Below are 23,752 nucleotides of genomic sequence, written 5' to 3'. Positions count from 1 at the left end.
GTCAGTCCCGGCGGATGTGCCGGACCCCGGTCCAGGCACGGCGCAGACGGCCGGTCGGCGAGGAGCGCGAAGTGCCGGACGTCATGCCCGCGTTCGCGCAGCCGCCCGACGGTCTCCTCGAAGTAGGCAGGCTCCACGACGGTCATCGGCACGACAACCGTCCCCTCGTGTTTCGTGAGGGCCAGGTCGAGCACCTCGTACACACCCTGCCGTCAGGCCGGAAGATCCTGGAAGTCCCCGCGCAGACGGGGCGGCATCATGCGGTGCAGCCCGAACCCGACGTGCTCCGGATCGCAGACGACACCGCCGACGAGCCGCCGCCGGATGACGGTCCCGCGTCCCATGAGCTGAGGCAGCCAGGATCCCTTGCCCGCGCCTGTGTATCCGGACAGCGGCCGACGGCCCCTCGCTGCTGGCTTCGTCGACTCACTCCGCCTTCGCGCTGCGGATGCTCCCGGACCGCTCTGGGCGCTAGTTGCGGGCGCTCCGACTCTTGAACGCCCCGCGCGACAGCACGAGTTCAACCTCAGGTGCCCCGCATGAACGGATTCAACCATTCCGTAAACATTATGAAGATTCAGGGGAGGGAACGAGATCTACGTCACAGCGCCCCGGCGAAGCGCGTGATGTTGTTCGGTTACGCAGTCGGACGTGATGTTCAACCCGGAGTGACCGCATGGGTAATGCGTCCGATCTAGCGCAAAAAAGGGGAGGGTGCAAAATATGCGCATCAATATGTACAAATCTCGGACTGCGGCTATAGCCGCCGTTTGTGCCGCATCAATGCTCGGGGGGGCCCAGGTCGCGTCAGCGGACACCACGCCCGTATCGCCTGATGGCCAGTCGGGCGAGGCCGGGGTGCTCAATTGGGGCAGTAGCCTTTCGGGGGTGCGGGCCGGATTCCAGTCCTCTCGCTGGGCCGACGAATCGTACTCACAAATTCTGTTCACCAATTGCGACGCGAACAATGGTGCCACGAAGTACTACAGCACCGATGTCGACCTTCGCCAGGACCGCCCTCTGGCTGACGACATTTCCTGGGGCGATAAGCACTACACCGCCTGCTTCGACGGCAACGCAACCAGCAACGGCCAGTGGAGCGGTCTTTCCCATGGGACCTACTTCTTCCAGATCAAGAAGATCGGCGGACATCAGAACATTGACCGCATACTCGGAGTGAAGAAGACGTACGTGGACACCTCGAAGGCCGATAGCTGACCAAGGGCTCGCGTAAACCGCATTCCAGGCCGTCCCAATCGGGGCGGCCTGGTTTATCTATCGGAGCAACCCGTGAAAATTCTCACCCGACTGCGCACCAGTGGCGCAATCTGGATGTCGCCGGTATGCCTCGGCATCATCCTCGTGTACTTTTTCCAGTCCCTCCACCTTGACCCGGGTTATACGGGGATGTACACGGAGCCGAAATGGGGGCCGTCCGTCGTCAGTCGGGTATTGATTGCGTACTATGCCTTTTCCTACGCCATCGCATCAGGGCTGGGGGCTTGGGAAGCGGGAAGGCTGAAGCGAGACGGCGTGTGGTCCTTGTCGGCCGCCCGCTCGCGTTATCGCATAGCAGCCGAAGCACTGCTTCCCGGCGTTGCCGCAGGCTGGCTCATGCTCCTCATCCCCTTGGGCATGGCGTTCGCAGAGATCGGCACATGGCCCACCATTGATTCCCTCCCGCTCCTGGGAATGGGAATGATCTTGGTCTGTGTTCACTCCATCATCGGTTTCGCAGTCGGCTCGCGCTTGAACCGCATCATCTCCGCACCCCTGATAGCTGCCGTCACGTACTTCCTCATCGGCGGATCAGCATCGCGCGGAGAAACCTTGTGGACCCGCCACTTGTCCGGCCAATTCACCGCCGGACTGAGCTTCGGAGAAATTGCCCCGCTTGAAAGCCTTCTTCCGCACATCCTCTTCTCCGGATCCATTGCTGCTGCGTGCTGCGTAGCGTGGATCTCCGCGTGGGGTCAGCTGATGCGTATCGCGATACGCATCACTGCCGCCGCAGCCTGCGTCGGCATTATGGCGAGTTGTGTTGCTGCCGTGGACAGTTGGGGCGCTGTCAGCCCGCTGGCGTCCGGGCACGCCGCCACGGAATGTCGGGGAACACATCCACGGGTCTGTGCCCCCGCGGCGGCGCACCTGGACATGAAGAAGACGCAGAGGGAGATCGCGGGGGCTATTACTGCACTGCGTGAGGCCGGCGTCGATGTTCCTACACCAAGCACCGTCAACGATTCCGTGGTCCTCGGTCGCGTACAGCGCACCTCGACGGACCGCGTGTGGTGGATGCCCGTGTCGAAGCAAGCCGCGCGGGGTGAGGAAACGCTGCGCCTAGCCGCTGTGGCCCACGCCGTGCAGTTCCCGTGCAACCGAACAGACGCGGTGAATTCTCGTTCCGCCATGCTCTGGGCTGCCACCGTTGCTGGCGCCGACCGGCCTTATCTGACGTGGCAGAAGTCGGAGGTGCAGCAGTATGCGAACGGTGACGAGGTACTAGAAGTTGTGCAGCGCCGCGTGTCGACCGCGCGGAAGCTCTCGCACGCCGAACAGAGCGCGTGGTATGCGAAGGAAATCAAGAAGGCCTGCACAAATGCAGGAAAGGACGGCACGTGATGCTGTGGTGGTTCAAAGCGCGCCGCATTGCCCCAGTCCTCCTGCCCAGCATGGTCCTGTTCGCATTGCTGGTTCTAGTTATGAACGATGGCTCAGTAGAACTGCCAGCTCTGTTGACCGGCGGAAACAATTCGGTGGTCCTTACGCTTCTGCCGCCTCTGCTCATCACTTCAGGCCTTCTTTTGTGCCTGACATCCCGCCTGTTGGAAGGCGAAGTAGCGGGATGGAGGCCTGTGGCTCGCTATGACGCTCTCCTCATTACTGCGGTCATAATTCTGTCTGTTGCGATCGGAGCGGCAGTAGGGTGGCTGTCGGGAAGTGAGACAGCGTGGGGTGTTGGCCGCAACACTGCTTACCTCACTGGCCTCATGCTTCTTGCTTACGCGGTCGTTCCACCGGCTGCGGTGATGCTTCCCATTGGCTGCATCTTTACCGTTGTCTTTCTTGGCTATGACCGGTACCACCGTCCGTATCCGTGGACCATCTTGCCGGAACCGGCAACTCACGTAAGTGCCGCGCTAGCATCCGCAGCCGTATTTACCATTGGTCTCGCTGCTTTTGTGGCCACGCGCCGAAACGCCACCGTTAGAGGTACGTAATGTATATCCACCTGGATTCCTGCACTTTCGCCTACCGGCGGAACAAGCCTCCAGTCCTCCATCAGCTCACGTACAGCATTCCTCGGGGCATTTCCATCCTCCTTGGCCCGAATGGGGCAGGTAAATCGACCCTTCTCAAACTCGCCGCCGGGGTGAACAGCCCAACATCCGGCAGTGTCAGGATGGGCGATCTGAATGCGCGGCAGCGCAAATATCGCCAGCGTGTGGCGTGGATGCCACAGAGCATTACCGCCATGACATCTCTGACAGCTCGCGAGCAAGTTGCCTACACAGGTTGGCTCAAGGGGATGAACCGATCTGACGCGTGGGCTGCTTCCCTCCCCGCGTTGGCGCGTGTGGAACTGACGTCCAGGGCCAACATAAAGACGAAGGACCTTTCTGGCGGTCAACTTCGACGAGTCGGCGTTGCTTCCGCTCTTGTCCACAACGCCGCGGTACTGCTGCTCGACGAGCCCACAGCTGGGATGGATCCAGCACAGCGACGCGTCTTCCGAGATCTCATAGCCCGCCTCGCGCACGAGGACGAGGTGCAGGTCTTGATGTCCACGCACGACATCGCCGATCTGGCCGAGGAATCCGATCACGTAACCGTGTTGACCGAAGGCACGGTTTCCTTTGCCGGACCTACAGACGACTTCATCGCGCATGCGCCCGCCGGGACGCCGACAGGCAGGATGGTCGAGGAGGCATACGCGGCCTTGGCCGCTGGCCAAGGCCGCGAGTACTGACGTTGAAGGGCCCGACGAACTCGCAGGGGACGCCTGGGAAGACCGCGTCCCCTGAAACGCGTCAGCGAGGGGATCGTCAGACCGTGGCCTGCCAGCAGGTCCGGAGTCGCCGGGATGGCAGCCCGGTGACTCACCAAAGCCGAGTGACGCGCCGCGACCTCCGCGCCGCGTGAACGCGCGAGGTCCCGGGTGACGGTGTCATTCCGCCGTGGGAGCGGGAGCGATCCCCGTCGGGCAGGCCCGGCCCCAGTTCGTCTCCGACGGGCTGTCCAGCCGCAGGCCCGTGCCGCCGATTCCGCAGTAGCCGTCCGGGTTCTTGTCCAAGTACTGCTGGTGGTAGCCCTCGGCCGGCCAGAACGGGCGGGTGGCTGCCGGGAGGATCGTTGTCGTGATCTCGCCGTGGGTCGCCGATGTGAGGACCTGCTGGTACGCGTCGCGGGACGCCACCGCGCCCGCTTCCTGGTCGGAGGAGTGCGTGTAGATCGCCGAGCGGTACTGCGTGCCCACGTCGTTGCCCTGGCGGAAGCCCTGCGTGGGGTTGTGGGACTCCCAGAAGAGCTTCAGGAGAGCCGCGTACGAGACGCGGGCCGGGTCGAAGACCACGCGGACCGCCTCCGTGTGGCCCGTCAGGCCCGAGCAGACTTCCTCGTAGGAGGGGTTCTCCGTGTAGCCCCCTTGGTAGCCGACGTACGTCGTCCAGACGCCCTCCGTCTGCCAGAACTTGCGCTCCGCTCCCCAGAAGCAGCCGAGCCCGAAGTCCGCGATCTCCAGTCCTTCGGGGTACGGGCCCAGGAGCGGGTTGCCGAGGACCGTGTGGCGGGACGGGACCTCGAATTCGGGGGTCGCGCGGCCCTTCAGGGCCTGCTCGGGGGTGGGGAGCTCGGGCGTGCGGCCGAAGAGCATCGGGCTGTCCTCCAGAAACGGGGCGGGGCGGTGCGGACCTGCGTGGGGGCGGCTACTGGGTCAACGTGTGCGAGGGGAGCCGCATTCCTCGGGCCGTCCGCCTCAGTGCGACAGCGTCGCGGGACTGCCGCCGTTCGCCTCGTACCCAGCCACCGCCAGCGCGCGGTACACCGCGTAGTCCGCGGCCGGGTCGGAGGAGACCGTCCAGGGCAGGGCGCCGACGTGGCCGTCCACGTGGATCAGCTGGTTCATCGCCTCCGCCCAGCGCTCGCTGCGGACCAGGAAGAGGATCAGGAGGTGCCGGACGTGCGCCAGCATCGGGTCGTCCGGGCGGGCCGAGTGCACTGCGTAGAGCGCGCCCTCCACCGCCTTCGTGACGACCTCGCTCTCGTAGAAGCCGCGGACCAGGTTGACCTCGGGCAGGTGCTCGTACACCGCGAAGAGCGGGAGCGCGGAGAGGAGCGAACCCTTGGGGGCGCGGGCCGCCGCGGCCTCCGCGAAGTGGTGCGCGAGGTCGCGCGAGCCGTGCCACTTCTCGCACCAGTAGTGCAGGGCCGCCAGATGCGCGCCCATGTGTGCGGGCGCGCGGTCCAGGATCTTGAGCCACAGCTGCTCGAACTCCTCGCGCGGGTACGCGAGACCGCGGGCGATGGAGAGCTCGATGATGTACGGAACCGGGTCCCCGGGGGAGAGGAGCGCCGCCTGCGCGCAGGCCTCCTTCGCCTCCTCCAGGATGATCCGGAATTCGTCCGTCCCGGACTGTGACGACCGCCAGGCCTGCTGGACCAGGAACTCCGCGTGCACTGCCGCGCCGCCCGCGTCCTTGGGCGCCTCGGCCCGCCACACCCGCAGCCACTGCCCGCCGGGCTGGTCGCTGACCCCGCCCGGCCGCTGCTGCAGCTCCAGGGAAGCGGCGCCCGCGAACGCCTGCACGCGCTGCCAGCGCACCTCGCCGTGCACCTCCGTGCCCGCGAGCAGCTGCGAGGCCGCCTTCCAGCTCTGCGATTCCTGGACCACGTCGAGGACGTCGAGGAGGTCGCGGTCCGGGCCCGGCATGCGGATGTCCAGCTCCTCCTGACGCGCGAAGCCGTAGTCCGCCGGGTCCGCGGCGTCCGGTGAACCGGGGGCGACCTGGCGGATTCCGCCGCGCCTGCGCAGCAGGAACGGGCCCAGAACCGCCCCGATCATGATCGCCGCCATCAGCACCCAGAGAATCTCCATGCCTCAAGCGAACCAGACGGGTCTGACACTTGGCGAACCAGTCTCGAACTCGTCGGCCCTCCCTCCGTCCAGGACTAGGCTCTGGCCACATGAGTGACACGTTCAGCAGCCAGAGTTTCGAGACCGTCGCGATCCACGCGGGCAACACCGCGGACCCGCTCACCGGCGCGGTCGTCCCGCCGATCTATCAGGTGTCGACGTACAAGCAGGACGGCGTCGGCGGGCTGCGCGGCGGCTATGAGTACAGCCGCAGCGCCAACCCCACCCGCACCGCCCTGGAGGAGAACCTGGCCGCGCTGGAGGGCGGCAGGCGCGGCCTCGCCTTCGCGTCAGGTCTCGCAGCCGAGGACTGCCTGCTGCGTACGCTGCTCGCTCCCGGCGACCACGTGGTCATCCCCAACGACGCGTACGGCGGCACGTTCCGGCTCTTCGCGAAGGTCGTCTCGCGGTGGGGCGTCGAGTGGTCGGTCGCCGACACATCGGACCCGGCGGCGGTGCGGGCCGCGGTGACCGACCGTACGAAGGCGATCTGGGTGGAGACCCCCTCCAACCCGCTGCTCGGCATCACGGACATCGCCGCCGTCGCGCAGGTCGCCAAGGAGACGGGGGCCCGCCTCGTCGTCGACAACACCTTCGCGAGCCCCTACCTGCAGCAGCCCCTCGCGCTCGGCGCGGACGTCGTCGTGCACTCCCTGACGAAGTACATGGGCGGGCACTCGGACGTCGTGGGCGGCGCGCTGGTCGTCAACGACGCCGAGCTCGGCGAGGAGTTGGCGTACCACCAGAACGCGATGGGCGCGGTGGCCGGGCCCTTCGACGCGTGGCTTGTCCTGCGCGGCATCAAGACGCTGGCCGTCCGGATGGACCGGCACAGCGAGAACGCGACGAAGGTCGCCGAGATGCTGACGCGGCACGCGCGCGTGACGCGTGTTCTCTACCCCGGGCTTCCGGAGCACCCCGGTCACGAGACCGCCGCCAAGCAGATGAAGTCGTTCGGCGGGATGGTGTCCTTCCAGGTCGCCGGGGGCGAGGAGGCCGCGGTCGCCGTCTGCGACCGCGCGAAGCTGTTCACCCTGGGTGAGTCGCTCGGCGGCGTGGAGTCCCTGATCGAGCACCCGGGGCGGATGACGCACGCCTCCGTGGTGGGCTCGGCCCTGGAGGTCCCCGCGGACCTGGTGCGGCTCTCGGTGGGCATCGAGAACGCGGACGACCTGCTGGCCGATCTGCAGCAGGCGCTGGGCTAGGAAAGCCCGCGCCCGGTCACCAGCGTGTCAGCGGTGGAGTCGTCTCCGAAGGCGGCTCCACCCACGGCTGCTCGACCGACGCCCAGACCACGAAGGCGACCGCCGCCACGAGCAGCAGGAGCCACAGCAGCCGGCGCAGCGCCCTTCTGCGGCGCAGCATGCGGGCGCCGCGGCGGACCGCTTCCTCGTAGACCTCGGGCGGGACCGAGGGGGGCGCGCCGTCGTCCAGGAGGAGGCGGACCGCGTTCTCCTTGCGGTCGAACTGGCTCATGACGGGGCCGCCTCACCCAGGGGGCGCGTCGGCGCGGGGCCGCGCGGCGGGTGCAGGACCGTCTCCATCGCGCGGGCGCAGATCGCCCCCACGCGGTCGGTGGGCAGGCCGAGCAGCGCCGCTGTCTGCTCCTCGGCGACGCCCTCGTACAGCCGCAGCACGAGAATCAGCCGCTCCTGGGGCGTGAGCCCGGCCAGGACGCCGCCGTGGCCCCGGTGCCGCCGCCAGGCCCCGCGCGCGAAGCGGATGGCCAGCTGCTGGCGGGTGCGGTCGTACGGGTCCTCGCCGCGCATCCGGTCCCACGTCGCGTACGAATGCGCCAGGGACGCGGTCAGCAGGGCACGCGCGCGTGGGTTGGCGTCCGGCGGCTCGGTGGTGAGCAGTGTGGCGGCATGCAGCAGCCGCCCTGCCGCGCCCGCGACGAACGCCTCGAACTCCCGGGCACGGCGGACGTTCACAGACGTCTGCCGTTCGCGCACACCGCGCCTCCAGCCTGGAGGGGACGGGCCCCCGGTCTCATATGAGGCCAGGCACACGGCCGAGGTCAAGAGGCGGGCGCCCTCGGAGCCGCCGGTCTCAAGAAGCGGGCTCGTCCGGAGTCACCTGCGAGGTCTGGCGGGCGGACAGCGCTGAATTGAAGCGCGTGAGGAGCGTGCAGAAGCTTTCGCGCTCCTCCGGGGACCAGTCGTCGGTCAGCTCGGCCATGAGGTCACGCCGCGATGACCGCACCTCGTTGAGGCGCGCCTCGCCGCGCGGCGACAGCTGGAGCACCACGGCACGGCCGTCCTCGGGGTGCGAGGTGCGCTTGACCAGCCCGGTGTCGACCAGCGGGGCGACCTGCCGGGTGACCGTCGACGAGTCGATGCCCATGCTCGCGGCGAGCGCCTTCACGCCCATCGGCCCCTCCTTGTCGAGGCGGTTGAGCAGCAGGTATGCGGCGCGGTCCATGGAATTGCGGACCTGTCCTACGCCGCCGAGGCGCGTCTGCTCCGCACGGCGGGCGAACACGGCCACCTGGTGCTGCAGCGTGTCGAGGAGGCCGGGATCGCTGGCGGTCGTCATGTCCGGAGTTGTGGGCATGGCCGGGGGCTCACTTCATGCGAGGGCGATGGGTTGGGGGACAGGGTACGCGGCCGGGACGCGGGGCGTACCAGCGCTGCGCAAACCAGTCTCGGCACGTGGTCACCACAGGAGGACCCCGCTGTGAACTGGGAGACTGGCGGTCATGAGCTACCGCACGCCTCACTCCTTGCCGACGGTCACCCTCGACGACGTGCGCGGCGCCCAGAAGATGCTCTCGGGCGTGTCCAGGGTGACGGCGATGGAAGGCAGCAGGCACCTGTCGCAGCTCGTGGGGGCGCCGGTCCACTTCAAGTGCGAGAACCTCCAGCGGACGGGCTCCTTCAAGCTGCGCGGTGCGTACGTACGGATCGCGGGCCTGCTGCCCGAGGAGCGCGCGGCCGGTGTGGTCGCCGCGAGCGCGGGCAACCACGCGCAGGGCGTGGCCCTGGCGTCCTCGCTGCTCGGTGTGCGGTCCACGGTCTTCATGCCGGTGGGTGCCCCGCTGCCCAAGGTCGCGGCGACCCGCGAGTACGGCGCGGAGGTGCGGCTGCACGGCCAGGTGGTCGACGAGACGCTGGCCGCCGCGCAGGAGTACGCCCACGAGACGGGCGCGGTCTTCATCCACCCCTTCGACCACCCCGACATCATCGCGGGGCAGGGCACGGTGGGCCTGGAGATCCTGGAGCAGTGCCCCGAGCTGCGGACCCTGGTCCTCGGCGTCGGCGGCGGCGGGCTCGCCGCGGGCATCGCGGTGGCGGTCAAGTCGCTGCGCCCGGACGTCAAGGTGATTGGCGTGCAGGCGGCGGGCTCCGCGGCCTACCCGCCCTCGCTCGCGGCCGGGCACCCGGTGTCGATAGAGAACCCGGCGACGATGGCCGACGGCATCAAGGTCGGGCGCCCCGGCGACGTGCCGTTCCGCATCATCGACGAGCTGCTCGACGACGTCGTCACCGTCTCCGAGGACGAGCTCTCCAGCGCGCTGCTGCTCTGCCTGGAGCGGGCCAAGATGGTCGTCGAGCCCGCGGGCGCGAGCCCCGTCGCGGCGCTCCTGAGTCGGCCGCAGGACTTCGAGGGTCCGGTGGTCGCGCTCCTGTCCGGCGGCAATGTGGACCCGCTCCTGATGCAGCGGATCCTGCGCCACGGCATGGCGGCGGCGGGCCGCTATCTGTCGCTGCGCCTGCGCCTCACGGACCGGCCCGGGGCGCTGGCCACGCTTCTCGGGGTGTTGTCAGTGGTGGACGCTAACGTCCTCGACGTGGGCCATGTGCGGACCGATCCGCGACTCGGACTCACGGAGGTGGAGGTGGAGTTGCACCTGGAGACCAAGGGGCCCGCGCACTGCGCCGAGGTCGGCGTGGCTCTGCGCGAGGCGGGCTACACCGTCATCGGCTGACGGCTGACGGCTGCGGAGAAATTCCCCCACACACCACGCCGTTCCCCGCTATTTTGCTTTGTCCACAGGCTTCGCCGATCCCGTTGAAGAGACGCGATGTATCGCGTTATGGTGTGTGTCTCACGTCACTGGTCGCCGGGCGCGTGATACCCGGCAAATCTAATCTTTTCCGTAGGAAGTCACCCAAACAACTGGGAGAACCCACATGCCAGGCGCCATCTACGCCGAAGGCCTCGTGAAGACCTTCGGTGACGTAAAGGCTCTGGACGGCGTCGATCTGGATGTCCCGGAGGGCACCGTGCTCGGGCTCCTCGGGCCGAACGGCGCGGGCAAGACCACGGCGGTGCGCTGTCTGACGACGCTTCTGACGCCGGACAGCGGCCGCGCGGTCGTCGCGGGCATCGACGTGCTGAAGCATCCGAACGAAGTGCGGCGCTCGATCGGTCTCTCGGGCCAGTTCGCCGCGGTCGACGAGTATCTGACGGGCCGCGAGAACCTCCAAATGGTCGGCCAGCTCTACCAGATGAAGGCCAAGGAGGCGAAGGCCAGGGCGGGCGAGCTGCTCGACCGGTTCAATCTCGCCGACGCCGCGGACCGCCCCTCCAAGACGTATTCGGGAGGCATGCGCCGCCGCCTCGACCTCGCGGCCGCGCTCGTCGTGTCACCCCCGGTGATGTTCATGGACGAGCCGACCACGGGCCTCGACCCGCGCAACCGCCAGCAGCTCTGGGAGGTCATCCAGGAGCTGGTGTCGGGCGGCACGACCTTGCTGCTCACCACCCAGTACCTCGAAGAGGCCGACCACCTGGCGCACGACATCTGCGTCATCGACCACGGCCGGGTCATCGCGCGCGGCACCTCCGACCAGCTCAAGGCGCAGACCGGCGGCGAGCGCGTCGAGGTCGTGGTGCACGAGCGCGAGCACATCGCCCCGGCGACAGAGGTCCTGCGCGGCCTCGGCAAGGGAGAGGTCGCCGTCGAGAACCACACCCGCAAGCTCACGGTTCCGGTCTCCGGCGGCGCCAAGCTGCTCGCCGAGATCATCCGAGAGCTGGACAACCGCGGCGTCGAGATCGACGACATCGGGCTGCGCCGCCCGACCCTGGACGACGTGTTCATCTCACTGACGGGCCATGTGGCCGAGGTGACGAACGGCGAGAACACCGAGAACGCCGAGAACGCCGAGAACACCGAGAACGGCGGGCGCAGCGCCAACGACGCGACAGACGCGAACGACGCGAACGGCAAAGACACGACGGAGGACGCCAAGTGAGCGCGACAACCGAAGCGGTCCGGACCGTGGCCCCCAGGCCGCGAGGCGGCGTCGTCCAGTCGTTCAACGACTCGCTCGTCGTCGCCAAGCGCAATCTCATCCGCATGACGCGCATCCCGGAGATGATCATCTTCGGTCTGATCCAGCCGATCATGTTCGTGGTGCTGTTCGCCTATGTCTTCGGCGGCTCGATGAACATCGGGGGCTCCACGGACCCCGGTGTCTACCGCGAGTTCCTGATGGCCGGCATCTTCGCCCAGACCGTCACCTTCGCCACCGCGGGTGCCGGCGCGGGCATCGCCGACGACATGCACAAGGGCCTCATCGACCGGTTCCGGTCGCTGCCCATGGCGCGCGGCGCCGTCCTCACCGGCCGGACCATCGCCGACCTCGTGCAGACCGCGCTCACCCTGGTCGTGCTCGCGATCGTCGCGCTCCTGGTCGGCTGGCGGGTCCACGAGGGCATCGGCAAGGCGATCGGCGCCTTCGGCCTGCTTCTCCTGCTCGGCTATGCCTTCACGTGGATCGGGGCGCTCATCGGCCTCTCGGTCCGCACCCCGGAGGCGGCCACGTCGGGCGGCCTGATCTGGCTCTTCCCGGTCACGTTCATCTCGAACGCCTTCGTCCCCACGGACAACATGGCCACGTGGATCCAGACCATCGCCGACTGGAACCCCTTCAGTGCCACCGTCCAGGCCTGCCGTGAGCTGTTCGGCAACCCGGGAGTGGTCGACTCGTCGGCCTGGCCCATGCAGCATCCGGTCTGGGCCTCGGTGATCTACTCGATCCTGATCGTCGTGCTCTTCCGGACCCTCGCGGTCCGCAAGTACCGCTCGGCCACGGCCTGAGCCCAGGCGCGCAAGCCCCGCAAGCCCCGCGCGGCCCGCAAAGCCCGCAAGGCTCCAGACACGCGAAAGGCCCCCGGCACGCTCGGTGCAGGGGGCCTTCCGTTTCGCCGATGCGGGCCTCAGGCCTGATAGGGCTGCGCCTGGAGGATCTTCACGGAGGCGAGCTTGCCGTTCGGCAGTTCGTACTGCGCGTCCTCGCCGATCTTCTTGCCGTTCACGCCGCTGCCGAGCGGGGACTGCGGCGAGTACGTCTCGATGTCGGCGCTCGCGTACTCGCGCGAGGCGAGCAGGAACGTCACGGTGTCGTCCTCGTCGCCGTCAAAGGCGATCGTCACGACCATGCCGGGCGCGACCACGCCGTCCGCGGCCGGCGCCTCGCCGACCTTCGCATGCTCCAGGAGCTGGGTCAGCTGGCGGACGCGGAGCTCCTGCTTGCCCTGCTCCTCCTTGGCCGCGTGGTACCCGCCGTTCTCGCGCAGGTCGCCCTCCTCACGTGCCGCCGCGATCTTCGTAGCGATCTCGGTGCGCGCGGGACCAGACAGGTACTCCAGCTCGGCCTTGAGCTGGTTGTACGCCTCCTGGGTCAGCCAGGTGACGTTCTCGCTGGTCTGGGTCACAGGTGCTCCTCGTAGGTACTGGGAATACAAAGCATCGCCCTACCCAGAAGGATGTTCCCTCACGGGTGGGCGAAACCACGAGCCTAACAATTCAGGCGCGTGAGGGGGAGGACATAAGCCATCAGAAATACGTCAACGCAGGTGAGAGCCGGTACACCGGGGACGTCGGCCGGTCAGCGTGACGCAAGGGACGAGTCGACGGACAACCAGAGTCGGCCGGGCCTCGGTCCGGGCCTCAGTCCGAGTGGCAGCCGAGCAGCTCGGCGCTCGTCCCGAGCGCCTTCGTGCGCAGCGTGACGACCTTGTCGATCCTGCCCTCGTTCTGGTCGAAGCGGAAGTCCGCGCGGCCCACCTCTTCGCCGTCCTCGGCCTGCGAGCGCAGGGTGCAGTAGCCCTTCGCGTCCGCGTCCTTGCGCACCTCCAGGTGCACCTGGACCGCGCTGTCCGATACGACTTCGAACTTGATCACTTCGCCGCTGACCTTCGTGCCGGAGACGTAGTCGTATCCGAACCAGCCGATCATGAGGAGGAAGAGCACACCGAGGACTCCACCGGTGATCTTCAGCTTGCGGTCCGCGCGTTCGTCGGCCGAGCGCGAGTGGCCGTACCGGCCATCGGGTGCCGGTGCGGTGGAGCCGCTGATGTCGCCGCCGCTCACGGCCACCATGATCGTCCTCCAGGAAAGGGGATGCCGGAATTTTCCGCCCCCCGGTTCCGTCACTATAGAAGCCGTCCATTGCGCCGAATTGACCAGGGCGCCAGATGACTGAGGAACGAGTCTTGACTGAGCAGCTGCGACTGATGGCCGTGCACGCCCACCCCGACGACGAATCGTCGAAGGGTGCGGCCACCATGGCCAAGTACGTGTCCGAGGGGGTGGACGTGCATGTCGTGACCTGCACGGGCGGGGAGCGCGGCGACATCCTCAACCCCAAGCTCCAGGGTGACAAGTACATCCAGGAGAACATCCACGAGGTGCGCAGGAAGGAGATGGACGAGGCTCGCGAGATCCTCGGCGTCAAGCAGGACTGGCTCGGCTTCGTCGATTCGGGTCTGCCCGAGGGCGACCCGCTGCCGCCGCTGCCCGAGGGCTGCTTCGCCCTCGAGGACGTCGACAAGGCGGCCGGGGAGCTGGTCCGGCAGATCCGCTCCTTCCGTCCGCAGGTCATCACGACCTACGACGAGAACGGCGGCTATCCGCACCCCGACCACATCATGACCCACAAGATCTCGATGGTGGCCTTCGAAGGGGCGGCGGACCCCGAGAAGTACCCGGAGAGCGAGTTCGGCCCGATCTACCAGCCGCAGAAGCTCTACTACAACCAGGGCTTCAACCGGCCGCGCACCGAGGCGCTGCACCAGGCGATGCTCGACAAGGGCATGGAGTCGCCCTACGGGGACTGGCTCAAGCGGTGGGACGAGTTCAACCGGGTCGAGCGGACGCTGACCACGCATGTTCCCTGCGCCGACTTCTACGAGGTCCGCGACAGGGCGCTGATCGCGCACGCCACGCAGATCGACCCCGAGGGCGGCTGGTTCCGGGTGCCGATGGAGCTCCAGAAGGAGGTCTGGCCCACGGAGGAGTACGAGCTCGCGAAGTCGCTCGTCGATACATCCCTCCCCGAGGACGACCTCTTTGCGGGCATCCGCGACAATGCCTAGCGTGAACGCACATCTGGCAATGACGCATCTCGTCCCTCTCGCCAAAGAGGTCGACGATGACAAGGTGACCCCGGGTGTTCTCGGCTTCATCGTCTTCGCGGTGATGGCTCTCGCCGTCTGGGGGCTGATGAAGTCGATGAACAAGCACATGCGGAAGGTCGACTTCAAGGAGCCCGCCGAGTCCTCCACCGGATCCGGCGAGAGCGAGCCCTCCGGGGCCGAGGCCCGGCGGGGCTAGCCCGCCCTCGTCACCGTCACTCCCATCACCTCTCGGGAGTGACGGTTCGGCACCATGCCCAGGCGCCAGGCCTGCCAGCCGGTCTCCAGGTCGGCGCCGCGCTCCAGGAGGAGGCCGTACGCCTCCATGTAGTCGGCCAGCTTGCCGTCGCGCGTCGGATGGCCCGCGCGGGCCAGCTGGCTGAGCTCCTCCTGGGCGACGGCGGTGCCGATCTCCCAGCCGCCGGGCGATCCGTACGGCAGCATGGTGCAGCGCAGGAAGCGGGCCCAGTCCTCGCCGCGGTGGTCGCCGTACGAGGCGAAGAGCGCGGCTGCCTCGTCGCACAGGCCGAGCGCCTGCTGGGCGCGCGTGTTCCCCGCGTCCACGACCGCGAGCTCCAGGCAGGTCCAGGCCTCGCCGTGCGCGACGCCGATGCGCTGGAAGTCGGCGCGGGCGTCCACCAGGAGCTGGCGGGCGAAGCCGGAGTTGCGCAGCGAGCCCGTCTGGGCGGCGCGCTGGTCGCGGGTCACCCGCGCCGAGTGGTGCCGCGCGCAGGCCAGGCCGTACACGTCCCGCATCCGCGAGAACATCGTCCGCGAGCGCTCGAGCTCGCGCACCGCCTGGTCGAGGCTGCCCGCCTCCTCCAGGGCCTGGCCCAGGTAGTAGGCGCTCCACGCCTCGCCGCGCGCGTCCTCGTTGTCGCGGTGCCGGGACACCGCCTGCCGCAGCCCGTCGACCGCGGCCGACGCGTCGCCGTCCACCAGGCGGGCCCGCGCGAGCTGCGTCAGGGCCCAGGCCTCGCCGCGGCCGTCGCGTGTGCGCCCGTACAGGTCAAGGGCGCCCCGCAGCTGCTCCTCCGCGCGCGGTACGTCGCCCATGCGCAGGCAGAGCTGGCCGAGCTGGAAGTGCGCCCAGGCCTCGCCGTGCAGGGAGTCGTTCTCGCGGTGCAGGGCGAGGGAGGACTCCAGGAGGCCGAGGGCCTGGTTGAGGTTGGCGCGGTCCCGCTCGACCGCCGCCAGGGCGTGCATCGTCCAGGCCCGGTCGCCCGCGAGCTCCTCGGGGGCCTGCAGATCGAGCGCCTCGCGCAGCCGCGCCGCCGCCTCCGTCAGATTGCCCTGGTGGTGCAGGGTGATCCCCAGGGAGCACAGGGCGAGGGCGGCGCCCGCGTCCTGATGAGCCTCCATGTACAGGTCGACCACCGACGCCAGGGTCGTGCGCGCCTGGTCGAGCTCGCCGAGCTGACGGGACGCGATGCCCGTGCGCCACCGCACGCTCCGTGTGAGAAGACCCTGGTCGACGGCCTGCGTCAGCTCGCTGATCTCGCCCAGGCGGTAGAGGTCGCCGCGCAGCAGGCAGTAGTCGCACAGCGCGCCAAGGAGGTTGAGCACCGCCTCCTGGTCGACGCCCTCCGCGTGCCGCAGCGTGGCCGTGATGAAGCTCGTCTCGTCGTCGAGCCAGCGCAGGGCGGCTTCGAGCGAGGAGAAGCCGTGCCGGTCGAACTGGCCCGCGCGCGTCGACATCTTGCCGTCGACCAGGCGGATCACAGATCCTGCGAGCTCGCTGTAGCTGACGATGAGACGTTCCTGCGCGGCCGTGCGCTCGCCGGCCTCCTCCTCGTCGATGAGCCGGGCAAGGGCGAAGGCGCGTACGAGATCGTGCAGGCGGTAGCGGCTGCCGCGCACGTGGTCGACGAGGCCCGCGCGCGAGAGCGCGGTCAGCTGGCGGGCCGCTTCCTGTTCGTCGGCGCCGAGCAGGGCCGAGGCGGCAGCCGCGCCCAGGGACGCGCGGCCGGCGAGCGCGAGCCTGCGCAGGAGACGCCGCGCGGGCTCGGACTGGTCGGTGTAGCGCAGCCACAGGACGCGCTCGACGGGCGCGACCTTTTCGAAGGGTCCGTACGCGGCCAGGTCGGATGCGAGCTGACGCGGCGTGCGCGCGCCGATCGAGGACCCTGCGACGCGCAGGGCGAGCGGAAGGCCGCCGCACAACTCCCGCACCGCGTCGGTGGATTCGGCGTCGTAGGGCCCCGAGGCGTCCTGAGCCGCTTCCCGCAACAGCTCCTCCGCGCCCGCCGCCTCCAGCGGCTCCACCGGCAGCTGGTGCACCCAGGCGGGGAGGTCGGCGGGGAGTTCGATGGGCTTGCGGCTGGTGACGAGGACGAGGCTGTCGGAACGCTCGGGCACGAGGGTGCGCACCTGCTCCGGGTCGCTCGCGTCATCGAGGACGACGGTCACGGCCAGACCCGTCAGATACTGGTGATACAGCTCGCTGAGGCGCTTCACCTGCTGCTCCTGCGAGGAACGCTCCCGGAACAGCAACTGCTCGCGCGGGGCGCCCAATCGATTCAGCAGATGCATGAGCGCGTCCCGCGTGGACAGCGGCTGGGAGCTCTCGCCCCGCAGGTCGACGACGCAGGCGCCCCGGAACTGGTCCCGCAGATCGTGCGCGGCACGGACGGCGAGCGAGGAGCGCCCGGAGCCCGGCGCGCCGTGCAGCACGACGACGGTGGGCCGGGTCTCGGTGCTGGCCCGCGCGGCGTGCACCCACTGCGCCACGCGGGCGAGTTCGGGACGCCGCCCGGCGAACGGGCCATCAGGCTCAGGGAGTTGGGTGAAGGACTGCTCCAGTACGCTGCGCCTGCGTGCCGCCGCGCTCTTGTCCGTGCCCCGCAGCTGGGGCGAGGCCTTCTTCTTGCCGGAGCCGGAGGACGCCTGGAGCACCCGCTGCTGGTCGATGAAGGGCCGGATGCCCCGCACCTCCAGGGCCGTCAGCCACTGCAGCCGCAACTGCTCGGGCCCGCCCGGCTGGCTGATCGCCCCGGCGCGGCGGCTGGCCGCGGGCACATGGGAAGCGGTGACCTTCAGCACGGTGGTGGCCGCGCCGACGACGGCGACGGCGGCACCCGCGCCCAGCGCGGTCGAGGCCCCGGTCCCGAGCGCGAGGTCGGCGACACACGCGCCGACGGCCGCAACGGCGGCCACGAGCAGGGGAGTTCCCGCGCCCTCCTTGGCATATCGCTGCCCGAAGGAGAGCTGCCCGGCCGCCGCCTCGTCGACGGCCTGCGTATAAGCGGCGTACTCCTCCTCGGCGGTCTGCTCCATGGCATCAAGGGCACCGCGGGCCCGCGAGAGCAGCACACCCCCGTCGACGCGCCCGCCGGAGCGCCGCACCTCTTCCTCCACCGCCCGCACCAACAGCCGCTCGGCTTCGGCCCGATGGCTGTCCCGCATATGGGTCCCCCTCCGAGAGCAATCTGAGAGCAATAGTCGCCTGCGGTCACAAGTGTCCTGCGTACGGGGCTCCGGCGCGAGGGACTCCGCGGATCACGTGGGAGCATCTCCGGCGTACGGAGGGGAGTTGAGGTGACGATCGCCGATCATCAGGAACTCGATGTGACGGTCAGGGCCGTCGCCCCGGTGGGCTGCCTGGTGACCGTCGACGGGCAGGACGACGGGCAGGAGGGCTTCGTGGATCAGGCCAAGCACCCGTCCTGGTGGACGGATGTCGCGCCGCCCCAGGTCGGCGACCGGCTGCACGTCGTGGTGCTCGACGACTCCAGGGTCCCGCCCCGACTGAGCGCGCTCGATTCCGACATCGAGACCGGCAGGGCATTGCGGGGCCGCGGAGCCTGACGGCGCGGCTCGCCGCGAACTCGTGCCACCTGCGCGGGGCCCCGCCGTGTGCGCGAGGATGGAGGGCATGCCGAACCGACTGGCCCATGAGACGTCCCCCTACCTTCTTCAGCACGCCGACAACCCCGTCGACTGGTGGCCCTGGTCGGCGGAGGCTTTCGCGCAGGCGCGGGAGCGAGGCGTCCCTGTGCTGCTCAGCGTGGGATACAGCAGTTGCCACTGGTGTCACGTCATGGCGCACGAGTCTTTCGAGGACGCCGACACCGCCGCCTTCCTGAACGCGCACTTCGTCAACATCAAGGTCGACCGCGAGGAGCGGCCCGACATCGACGCCGTCTACATGGAGGCCGTGCAGGCCGCGACGGGGCAGGGCGGCTGGCCCATGACGGTCTTCCTGACGCCCGAAGCCGAACCCTTCTACTTCGGCACGTACTTCCCGCCGGAGCCCCGGCACGGCATGCCCTCCTTCCAGCAGGTGGCCGACGGGGTCCGGCGCGCCTGGACGGACCGGCGCGACGAGGTCGCCGAGGTCGCCGGGAAGATCGTGCGCGACCTCGCCGACCGGCAGCTGGCGTTCGGCTCCGACGAGCTGCCCGGCGAGGACGAGCTCGCGCAGGCGCTGCTCGGCCTGACGCGCGACTACGACGCGTCGCGGGGCGGCTTCGGGGGCGCGCCCAAGTTCCCGCCGTCCATGGTCGTCGAGTTCCTGCTGCGGCACTACGCCCGCACCGGCTCGGAGGGCGCGCTCCAGATGGCGGCCGACACCTGCGAGAAGATGGCGCGCGGCGGCATCTACGACCAGCTGGGCGGCGGGTTCGCCCGCTACTCCGTGGACCGCGAGTGGGTCGTGCCCCACTTCGAGAAGATGCTGTACGACAACGCGCTGCTCTGCCGCGTGTACGCCCACCTGTGGCGGGCCACGGGCTCCGACCTCGCGCGGCGCGTCGCCGTGGAGACCGCCGACTTCATGGTGCGCGAACTCCGCACGAACGAGGGCGGTTTCGCGTCGGCGCTCGACGCGGACAGCGAGGACGGCACGAGCGGCAAGCACGTCGAGGGCGCCTACTACGTGTGGACGCCCGAGCAGCTGCGCGAGGTGCTCGGCGACGCGGGCGCCGAGGTCGCCGCCGCGTACTTCGGGGTGACGGAGGAAGGGACCTTCGAGGAAGGCGCTTCCGTCCTGCAGCTTCCGGAGGGGCAGGGCACGGAGGGGCAGGGCGCGGAGGGCCAGGGCGCGGTGGCGGACGCCGAGCGGATCGCCTCGATCCGGGAGCGGCTGCTCTCGGCGCGGGCGGAGCGGCCCGCGCCCGGCCGTGACGACAAGATCGTCGCCGCCTGGAACGGGCTCGCTGTCGCCGCGCTCGCGGAGGTGGGGGCGTACTTCGAGCGGCCGGATCTGGTGGCTGCGGCGGTGTGCGCCGGTGACCTGCTCGTGCGGGTGCACATGGACGACAGGGCGCGGCTCTCCCGTACGTCCAAGGACGGTCAGGTGGGCGCGAACGCTGGCGTGCTGGAGGACTACGCCGATGTCGCCGAGGGATTCCTCGCGCTGGCCTCCGTGACGGGGGAGGGGGTGTGGCTGGAGTTCGCCGGTTTCCTGCTCGATCACGTCCTCGGCCAGTTCGTGGACGAGGAGTCCGGGTCCCTGTACGACACGGCGGCGGACGCGGAGCAGTTGATCCGGCGGCCGCAGGATCCCACGGACAACGCGGTGCCGTCCGGGTGGACGGCGGCCGCGGGAGCGCTGCTCTCGTACGCGGCGCAGACCGGGGCCGAGCCGCATCGGCTCGCGGCGGAGCGGGCGTTGGGGGTCGTGAAGGGGCTTGCGCCTCGGGCGCCGCGGTTCATCGGGCATGGGCTCGCGGTGGCCGAGGCGGCGCTTGACGGTCCCCGTGAGGTCGCGGTGATCGGCTCGGTGGGCGGAGAGCTGCACCGCACCGCGATGCTGGGGACGGCGCCTGGGGCTGTGGTGGCCGTTGGCCCCGCGGGCGGCGGTGAGCTTCCGCTGCTGGAAGGGAGGGGGCAGGTCGGGGGGCTTCCGGCGGCTTACGTCTGCCGCCGGTTTGTTTGTGACGCGCCGACTGTGGATGCGGGGGAGCTGGCGGCGAGGTTGTCCGGCTGAGGCTGGGGGCCCTGCGGGGCTTCCCCAACCCCGCCCCTTCCCGAAACCATGGGGCTCCGCCCCCTGGACCCCCGAAAAGATGGCCTCAAACTCCCCCAAGCTCTTAAAGAGCAGGGGGGACCCCCATCCGGGCTGGAAATAGCCCGTCCGGCGTTTGAGGACGAACTCGGCGAAGCCGGTGATCAACGGCGCCCAAGGCCCCCGCGCCAGAGCGGCCCGCGGCGGAGCCGCAAATGTCATCAGCCGGGAAGGGGCGGGGTTGGGGAGAATTCCTTCACCGCCCGCGCCACGATCCCCTCAAGCCGATCATGATGCGCCCCCCGCCAATACACCCGCCCACAAGCAACGCACTCCGCGAACACGTCGTACGACCCCCGCGTTCCCCCCTCCAGACGCCCCGCCACGTCCTCCTTGCTCGCCGCCCTCAGTGAGCCGTTGCAGGCAGTGCAGCGCGTCCACGGATGCAGAGAAGGCGCGAACCTCCCCAGCACATCCCGGAGTTGCTCGTCCGGCGCGTCGCTGTAGACGTACGCCCCGGCCCACAACTCCCGGCGCCGCAACAGCCCCCGGTCCCGGCTGAGCAGCACCCGCCGCTCCGCGGCCGAGCGCGTGGCGAGGGCGGGGTCGCCGATGTCCGTGCTCTCGTACGCCGCGTCGACGCCGAGGAGCCGCAACCGCCGGGCCAGCGTGCCGAGATGGACGTCGAGGAGGAACCGCAGGGGTGCGCCGGGCACGGGCTGGGGGCGGGGGACGGCGCGGACCTCCACCGTCTCGTCCGCCGACGGGACGTGCGAGACCGGGACCTCGGCGCCGTCCACGACGAGCGAGCCGACCTCCGTCAGCGGAACCCCGAGCGATTCGACGACGTGCCCGAGCGTGGATACGCCGTCCGTAACGGCCTTGGTGGGGCCGTTCCTTCGCTCGTGCGGGACGAATACGCCCAGCTCGGGAGCGAATTCGATGAGGATCTCCGGACCGTTCATGCGGTCAGGATGGCATGGGCCCGACGTGGACGGCCGGGGATTTCCCGGGGTTTCCCCCGAGGGCGCCCGGGGCCGCCCGGGGGAGTCAGGCCTGCGGCGCGCCCGTGCCGAAGCCGGCGATCAGCATGTCCATCGTGCGGTCCACCAGCCCGCCCAGGTCGTCCTCGTGGCCGTGTTCCGCCCAGTACGCCGTCGTCTCCGTGAGCGCGGCGATCAGGCTCATCGCGAACACCCGGACCTCCAGGTCCCCGGGTGCGCGGCCCGTGCGTTCCGCGATGACGCGGCACAGCATCTGGCTGGTGACCGCCATGCTCTCGAGCAGCCGGGAGCGCACCGCGGGGACCTCGACCATCAGACGCGTACGGAGGCGCGAGACCTCCGGCTCCTCGGCGAACCCGAGGCCCACCGCCCTGCGCAGCACGTGCCGCAAGGACTCCACGATCGGCTCGTCCGCAGGGCGCGCCCGCAGCTCGTCCTCGAGGAAAGGGTCGTACTCGTCCGTGAGGACGATGTCCTCCTTGGTCGGGAAGTAGCGGAAGACCGTGGACGGGGAGACCTCGGCCGCCTCCGCGATCTGCTCGACCGTCGTCGCGTCGTACCCCTGCTCATTGATGAGGCGGTACGTGGCCTCACGGATCGCGATGCGAGTCTTGAGCTTCTTCCGTTCGCGAAGCCCGAGCTGTCCCGGCTGGGCGCCGTGCGCGGAAGCGGTGGTACGTGCGGCCGTCATGGCGCTCATTGTCGGGCATCCTCCGCCGGTCGTGCCATGTCGGCGTCGTCCGGCGGCGTGGGAGTCGCCTTCGGCAGCAGCGCCGCGACAAGGAGCGCCGTCACGAGCGCCGCGATGCCGCTGACCAGGAGGACCGTCACCATGCCGTCGATGTACGCCGCATCGGCGGAGTCGGCGAGCCGCGTGTCCCCGAGCCGGTCGGCGACCGCGTGGGCGGCCACCACCGAATCGCCCGCGGTATCCGCCGCCCCTTCCGGCAGTTTCCCGGTGTCGAGACGGTCGACGTACACGCCGGAGAGCAGCGAGCCGAGCAGCGCGATCCCGATGGCACTGCCCACCTGCCGCACCGTCATCAGGAGCCCGGTGCCGGATCCCGCCCGCTCCACGGGGAGCGCCCCGAGGGCCGAGTCCATGGACGGCACGACGGCGAAGCCGAAGCCGATGCCGGAGATGGTGAGCCACAGCGCGGTGAAGCCGTAGCCGGAGTCGTCCGTCGTACGGCTGCCGAGGATCGCCGCGAAGGCGAGGACGACGAGCCCGCAGCTGATCACCGCACGCGGGCCGAAGCGGCGTACGACGGGCTCCGCGCCCTTCGCGGCGAGGAGGAGGCCGCCCATCATCGGCAGCATCCGCAGACCGGTGCCGAAGGCGCCATGGCCGAGCACCGCCTGCAGATACTGCGGGAGCACGAACATCAGGCCCGACAGGACGAACATGACGAGCGTCGCCGCGAGCATGTTGAGCAGGAAGCCGCGGTGGCGGAGCAGCGACATGTCGAGCATCGGGCGCGGCAGGTGCCGTTCCCGCAGGACGAGCGCGGCGATCAGCAGCGCCGCGCCGCCGAACATGCCGAGGGTCAGCGGGTCGCCCCAGCCGCGTACGGGCGCCTCGATGATCCCGTAGATGAGCGCGCCGAGCCCGGCCGCGGTGAGCGCGGTGGAGGCGACGTCGACCTTGGGGGACGACGGGTCGGTCGTCTCCGGGAGCAGGAAGACGCAGGCCGTGATCCCGATTGCGACCATCGGGACGTTGATCAGGAAGATCGAGCCCCACCAGAAGTGGTCGAGGAGCCAGCCGCCGACGATCGGCCCGAGCGGCGCGCCGAGCGCGGAGGCCGCCGAGACGATGCCGACGGCCTTGGTCCGCTCGCCGGGGGCGAAGAGCGCGGGCAGCACGGCGAGGGCGAGGGGCATGACGAGTGCGCCACCCATGCCCATGATCGCGCGGGCGGCGACGACCAGCTCGACGGAGTCGACGAGGGTGCCGATCAACGACCCCGCCAGGAAGATCCCGAGTCCGGTGATCAGCATCCTGCGGCGCCCGAACCGGTCGCCGAGCAGCCCGGCCGGGAGCATCAGGGCCGCGAAGACGACGACGTACGCATCTGCCATCCACTGTTGCTCGCCCGTACTGGCGTCCAGCTGCCCGGCCATCGTCGGCAGGGCGACGTTGAGGATCGTCATGTCGAAACCGAGCACGAGCATGCTCGCGACCAGGGCGGCGAGCGCCCACCAGCGGCGGGGGTCCTGCCGGTCCACGGCAGGAGAGTTCGTGACAGTGGCCATGAAATGAGAGTAACTCTCAAAAGGTAGTCGCCGTCAATATGT

General features: G+C 69.4%; 22 protein-coding genes and 1 pseudogene. 11 read left to right on the top strand and 12 right to left on the bottom strand.

All coding sequences use genetic code 11. The features are described from left to right. Positions 1 to 49: 49 nt before the first annotated feature. Positions 50 to 344, bottom strand: a pseudogene (locus ABD378_RS23775) (ATP-binding protein); the annotation flags it as partial. A gap of 379 nt (positions 345 to 723) precedes the next feature. On the opposite strand from ABD378_RS23775, the gene ABD378_RS23770 reads away from it, so the two are divergent. The 3 genes from ABD378_RS23770 to ABD378_RS23760 all read left to right on the top strand — a co-directional run bounded on the left by ABD378_RS23770 (position 724) and on the right by ABD378_RS23760 (position 3,970). Next, positions 724 to 1,218 (top strand): hypothetical protein, encoded by a 495-nt coding sequence (locus tag ABD378_RS23770; RefSeq protein ID WP_344523465.1) that lies wholly within the window; start codon positions 724 to 726, stop codon positions 1,216 to 1,218. A 72-nt stretch (positions 1,219 to 1,290) separates the two neighbouring features. Continuing rightward, positions 1,291 to 2,622, top strand: coding sequence for a hypothetical protein (locus ABD378_RS23765; RefSeq protein ID WP_344523463.1), 1,332 nt, complete (start codon positions 1,291 to 1,293; stop codon positions 2,620 to 2,622). Between the two features lie 598 nt (positions 2,623 to 3,220). Beyond that, positions 3,221 to 3,970, top strand: a complete 750-nt coding sequence (locus ABD378_RS23760) for an ABC transporter ATP-binding protein (protein ID WP_344523461.1) — start codon at positions 3,221 to 3,223, stop codon at positions 3,968 to 3,970. 198 nt (positions 3,971 to 4,168) lie between these two features. Here ABD378_RS23760 and msrA read toward each other — a convergent pair whose 3' ends face one another. Together msrA and ABD378_RS23750 are read right to left on the bottom strand one after the other, a co-directional pair. Further along, positions 4,169 to 4,873, bottom strand: a complete 705-nt coding sequence (msrA, locus tag ABD378_RS23755) for a peptide-methionine (S)-S-oxide reductase MsrA (protein WP_344523459.1) — start codon at positions 4,871 to 4,873, stop codon at positions 4,169 to 4,171. Between the two features lie 102 nt (positions 4,874 to 4,975). Then, positions 4,976 to 6,094: a hypothetical protein gene (locus tag ABD378_RS23750; protein WP_344523457.1), complete on the bottom strand. Its 1,119-nt coding sequence runs from the start codon at positions 6,092 to 6,094 to the stop codon at positions 4,976 to 4,978. Positions 6,095 to 6,183: 89 nt separating this feature from the next. On the opposite strand from ABD378_RS23750, the gene ABD378_RS23745 reads away from it, so the two are divergent. Beyond that, positions 6,184 to 7,338 (top strand): cystathionine gamma-synthase, encoded by a 1,155-nt coding sequence (locus tag ABD378_RS23745; RefSeq protein ID WP_344523455.1) that lies wholly within the window; start codon positions 6,184 to 6,186, stop codon positions 7,336 to 7,338. 16 nt (positions 7,339 to 7,354) lie between these two features. Here the strand turns inward: ABD378_RS23745 and ABD378_RS23740 are convergent, their stop codons facing one another. The 3 genes from ABD378_RS23740 to ABD378_RS23730 all read right to left on the bottom strand — a co-directional run bounded on the left by ABD378_RS23740 (position 7,355) and on the right by ABD378_RS23730 (position 8,689). Next, positions 7,355 to 7,609 (bottom strand): hypothetical protein, encoded by a 255-nt coding sequence (locus ABD378_RS23740; RefSeq protein WP_344523453.1) that lies wholly within the window; start codon positions 7,607 to 7,609, stop codon positions 7,355 to 7,357. Next, positions 7,606 to 8,088: a sigma factor-like helix-turn-helix DNA-binding protein gene (locus tag ABD378_RS23735; RefSeq protein WP_344523451.1), complete on the bottom strand. Its 483-nt coding sequence runs from the start codon at positions 8,086 to 8,088 to the stop codon at positions 7,606 to 7,608. The genes ABD378_RS23740 and ABD378_RS23735 overlap by 4 nt, the downstream gene beginning before the upstream one ends. A gap of 97 nt (positions 8,089 to 8,185) precedes the next feature. Next, entirely contained in the window at positions 8,186 to 8,689 is a 504-nt protein-coding gene (locus ABD378_RS23730; RefSeq protein ID WP_344523450.1) for a MarR family winged helix-turn-helix transcriptional regulator, read from the bottom strand. A gap of 145 nt (positions 8,690 to 8,834) precedes the next feature. On the opposite strand from ABD378_RS23730, the gene ilvA reads away from it, so the two are divergent. The 3 genes from ilvA (at position 8,835) to ABD378_RS23715 (ending at position 12,185) form a co-directional block, all read left to right on the top strand. Continuing rightward, the gene (ilvA, locus tag ABD378_RS23725) at positions 8,835 to 10,064 is read left to right on the top strand and encodes a threonine ammonia-lyase (protein WP_344523448.1); all 1,230 of its coding nucleotides are present in this window, start codon (positions 8,835 to 8,837) and stop codon (positions 10,062 to 10,064) included. 205 nt (positions 10,065 to 10,269) lie between these two features. Beyond that, positions 10,270 to 11,337: an ATP-binding cassette domain-containing protein gene (locus ABD378_RS23720; RefSeq protein ID WP_344523446.1), complete on the top strand. Its 1,068-nt coding sequence runs from the start codon at positions 10,270 to 10,272 to the stop codon at positions 11,335 to 11,337. Beyond that, positions 11,334 to 12,185, top strand: coding sequence for an ABC transporter permease (locus tag ABD378_RS23715; protein WP_344523444.1), 852 nt, complete (start codon positions 11,334 to 11,336; stop codon positions 12,183 to 12,185). The genes ABD378_RS23720 and ABD378_RS23715 overlap by 4 nt, the downstream gene beginning before the upstream one ends. 119 nt (positions 12,186 to 12,304) lie before the next feature. Here the strand turns inward: ABD378_RS23715 and greA are convergent, their stop codons facing one another. Both greA and ABD378_RS23705 read right to left on the bottom strand, forming a co-directional pair. Next, a complete protein-coding gene (gene greA, locus ABD378_RS23710; RefSeq protein ID WP_344523442.1) occupies positions 12,305 to 12,802 on the bottom strand; it encodes a transcription elongation factor GreA in 498 nt (165 codons plus the stop codon). Between the two features lie 235 nt (positions 12,803 to 13,037). Then, positions 13,038 to 13,469: a DUF4307 domain-containing protein gene (locus ABD378_RS23705; RefSeq protein ID WP_344523440.1), complete on the bottom strand. Its 432-nt coding sequence runs from the start codon at positions 13,467 to 13,469 to the stop codon at positions 13,038 to 13,040. 113 nt (positions 13,470 to 13,582) lie between these two features. Between ABD378_RS23705 and mca the strand changes: the two genes are divergently transcribed. Beyond that, positions 13,583 to 14,464, top strand: a complete 882-nt coding sequence (gene mca, locus ABD378_RS23700; RefSeq protein ID WP_344523438.1) for a mycothiol conjugate amidase Mca — start codon at positions 13,583 to 13,585, stop codon at positions 14,462 to 14,464. Continuing rightward, positions 14,457 to 14,702, top strand: coding sequence for a hypothetical protein (locus ABD378_RS23695; protein WP_344523436.1), 246 nt, complete (start codon positions 14,457 to 14,459; stop codon positions 14,700 to 14,702). The genes mca and ABD378_RS23695 overlap by 8 nt, the downstream gene beginning before the upstream one ends. Here the strand turns inward: ABD378_RS23695 and ABD378_RS23690 are convergent. Further along, entirely contained in the window at positions 14,699 to 17,908 is a 3,210-nt protein-coding gene (locus ABD378_RS23690; RefSeq protein ID WP_344523434.1) for a tetratricopeptide repeat protein, read from the bottom strand. The two genes, ABD378_RS23695 and ABD378_RS23690, sit on opposite strands and share 4 nt — an antisense overlap. Positions 17,909 to 18,040: 132 nt before the next feature. On the opposite strand from ABD378_RS23690, the gene ABD378_RS23685 reads away from it, so the two are divergent. Together ABD378_RS23685 and ABD378_RS23680 are read left to right on the top strand one after the other, a co-directional pair. Further along, positions 18,041 to 18,310 carry a hypothetical protein gene (locus tag ABD378_RS23685; RefSeq protein WP_344523432.1) on the top strand — a complete coding sequence of 90 codons (270 nt, stop codon included), beginning with the start codon at positions 18,041 to 18,043 and terminating at the stop codon, positions 18,308 to 18,310. A 67-nt stretch (positions 18,311 to 18,377) separates the two neighbouring features. Next, the gene (locus ABD378_RS23680; protein ID WP_344523430.1) at positions 18,378 to 20,432 is read left to right on the top strand and encodes a thioredoxin domain-containing protein; all 2,055 of its coding nucleotides are present in this window, start codon (positions 18,378 to 18,380) and stop codon (positions 20,430 to 20,432) included. A gap of 239 nt (positions 20,433 to 20,671) precedes the next feature. Here ABD378_RS23680 and ABD378_RS23675 read toward each other — a convergent pair whose 3' ends face one another. The 3 genes from ABD378_RS23675 to ABD378_RS23665 all read right to left on the bottom strand — a co-directional run bounded on the left by ABD378_RS23675 (position 20,672) and on the right by ABD378_RS23665 (position 23,710). Then, positions 20,672 to 21,415 (bottom strand): Mut7-C RNAse domain-containing protein, encoded by a 744-nt coding sequence (locus ABD378_RS23675; protein WP_344523428.1) that lies wholly within the window; start codon positions 21,413 to 21,415, stop codon positions 20,672 to 20,674. 85 nt (positions 21,416 to 21,500) lie between these two features. After that, positions 21,501 to 22,154: a TetR/AcrR family transcriptional regulator gene (locus ABD378_RS23670; protein ID WP_344523426.1), complete on the bottom strand. Its 654-nt coding sequence runs from the start codon at positions 22,152 to 22,154 to the stop codon at positions 21,501 to 21,503. Beyond that, a complete protein-coding gene (locus ABD378_RS23665) occupies positions 22,151 to 23,710 on the bottom strand; it encodes an MFS transporter (RefSeq protein WP_344523424.1) in 1,560 nt (519 codons plus the stop codon). Before ABD378_RS23665 ends, ABD378_RS23670 begins: the two co-directional genes overlap by 4 nt. Positions 23,711 to 23,752 lie beyond the last annotated feature (42 nt).

It is taken from the genome of Streptomyces rectiviolaceus (assembly GCF_039533825.1).
Taxonomy (GTDB): domain Bacteria; phylum Actinomycetota; class Actinomycetes; order Streptomycetales; family Streptomycetaceae; genus Streptomyces; species Streptomyces rectiviolaceus.
The sequence above is the reverse complement of the archived record's forward strand: the minus strand, read 5'-3'. Positions and strand labels throughout refer to the sequence as shown.

What these genes read in the sequence shown, in the direction of transcription:
- ABD378_RS23690 (WP_344523434.1), bottom strand. Translation starts at nt 17,908, where the DNA reads ATGCGGGACAGCCATCGGGCCGAAGCCGAGCGGCTGTTGGTGCGGGCG.
- ABD378_RS23745 (WP_344523455.1), top strand. Translation starts at nt 6,184, where the DNA reads ATGAGTGACACGTTCAGCAGCCAGAGTTTCGAGACCGTCGCGATCCAC.
- ABD378_RS23680 (WP_344523430.1), top strand. Translation starts at nt 18,378, where the DNA reads ATGCCGAACCGACTGGCCCATGAGACGTCCCCCTACCTTCTTCAGCAC.
- ABD378_RS23705 (WP_344523440.1), bottom strand. Translation starts at nt 13,469, where the DNA reads ATGGTGGCCGTGAGCGGCGGCGACATCAGCGGCTCCACCGCACCGGCA.
- ABD378_RS23720 (WP_344523446.1), top strand. Translation starts at nt 10,270, where the DNA reads ATGCCAGGCGCCATCTACGCCGAAGGCCTCGTGAAGACCTTCGGTGAC.
- ABD378_RS23665 (WP_344523424.1), bottom strand. Translation starts at nt 23,710, where the DNA reads ATGGCCACTGTCACGAACTCTCCTGCCGTGGACCGGCAGGACCCCCGC.
- ABD378_RS23670 (WP_344523426.1), bottom strand. Translation starts at nt 22,154, where the DNA reads ATGAGCGCCATGACGGCCGCACGTACCACCGCTTCCGCGCACGGCGCC.
- ABD378_RS23695 (WP_344523436.1), top strand. Translation starts at nt 14,457, where the DNA reads ATGCCTAGCGTGAACGCACATCTGGCAATGACGCATCTCGTCCCTCTC.
- msrA (WP_344523459.1), bottom strand. Translation starts at nt 4,873, where the DNA reads ATGCTCTTCGGCCGCACGCCCGAGCTCCCCACCCCCGAGCAGGCCCTG.
- ABD378_RS23760 (WP_344523461.1), top strand. Translation starts at nt 3,221, where the DNA reads ATGTATATCCACCTGGATTCCTGCACTTTCGCCTACCGGCGGAACAAG.
- ABD378_RS23675 (WP_344523428.1), bottom strand. Translation starts at nt 21,415, where the DNA reads ATGAACGGTCCGGAGATCCTCATCGAATTCGCTCCCGAGCTGGGCGTA.
- ABD378_RS23770 (WP_344523465.1), top strand. Translation starts at nt 724, where the DNA reads ATGCGCATCAATATGTACAAATCTCGGACTGCGGCTATAGCCGCCGTT.
- ilvA (WP_344523448.1), top strand. Translation starts at nt 8,835, where the DNA reads ATGAGCTACCGCACGCCTCACTCCTTGCCGACGGTCACCCTCGACGAC.
- ABD378_RS23730 (WP_344523450.1), bottom strand. Translation starts at nt 8,689, where the DNA reads ATGCCCACAACTCCGGACATGACGACCGCCAGCGATCCCGGCCTCCTC.
- ABD378_RS23740 (WP_344523453.1), bottom strand. Translation starts at nt 7,609, where the DNA reads ATGAGCCAGTTCGACCGCAAGGAGAACGCGGTCCGCCTCCTCCTGGAC.
- ABD378_RS23750 (WP_344523457.1), bottom strand. Translation starts at nt 6,094, where the DNA reads ATGGAGATTCTCTGGGTGCTGATGGCGGCGATCATGATCGGGGCGGTT.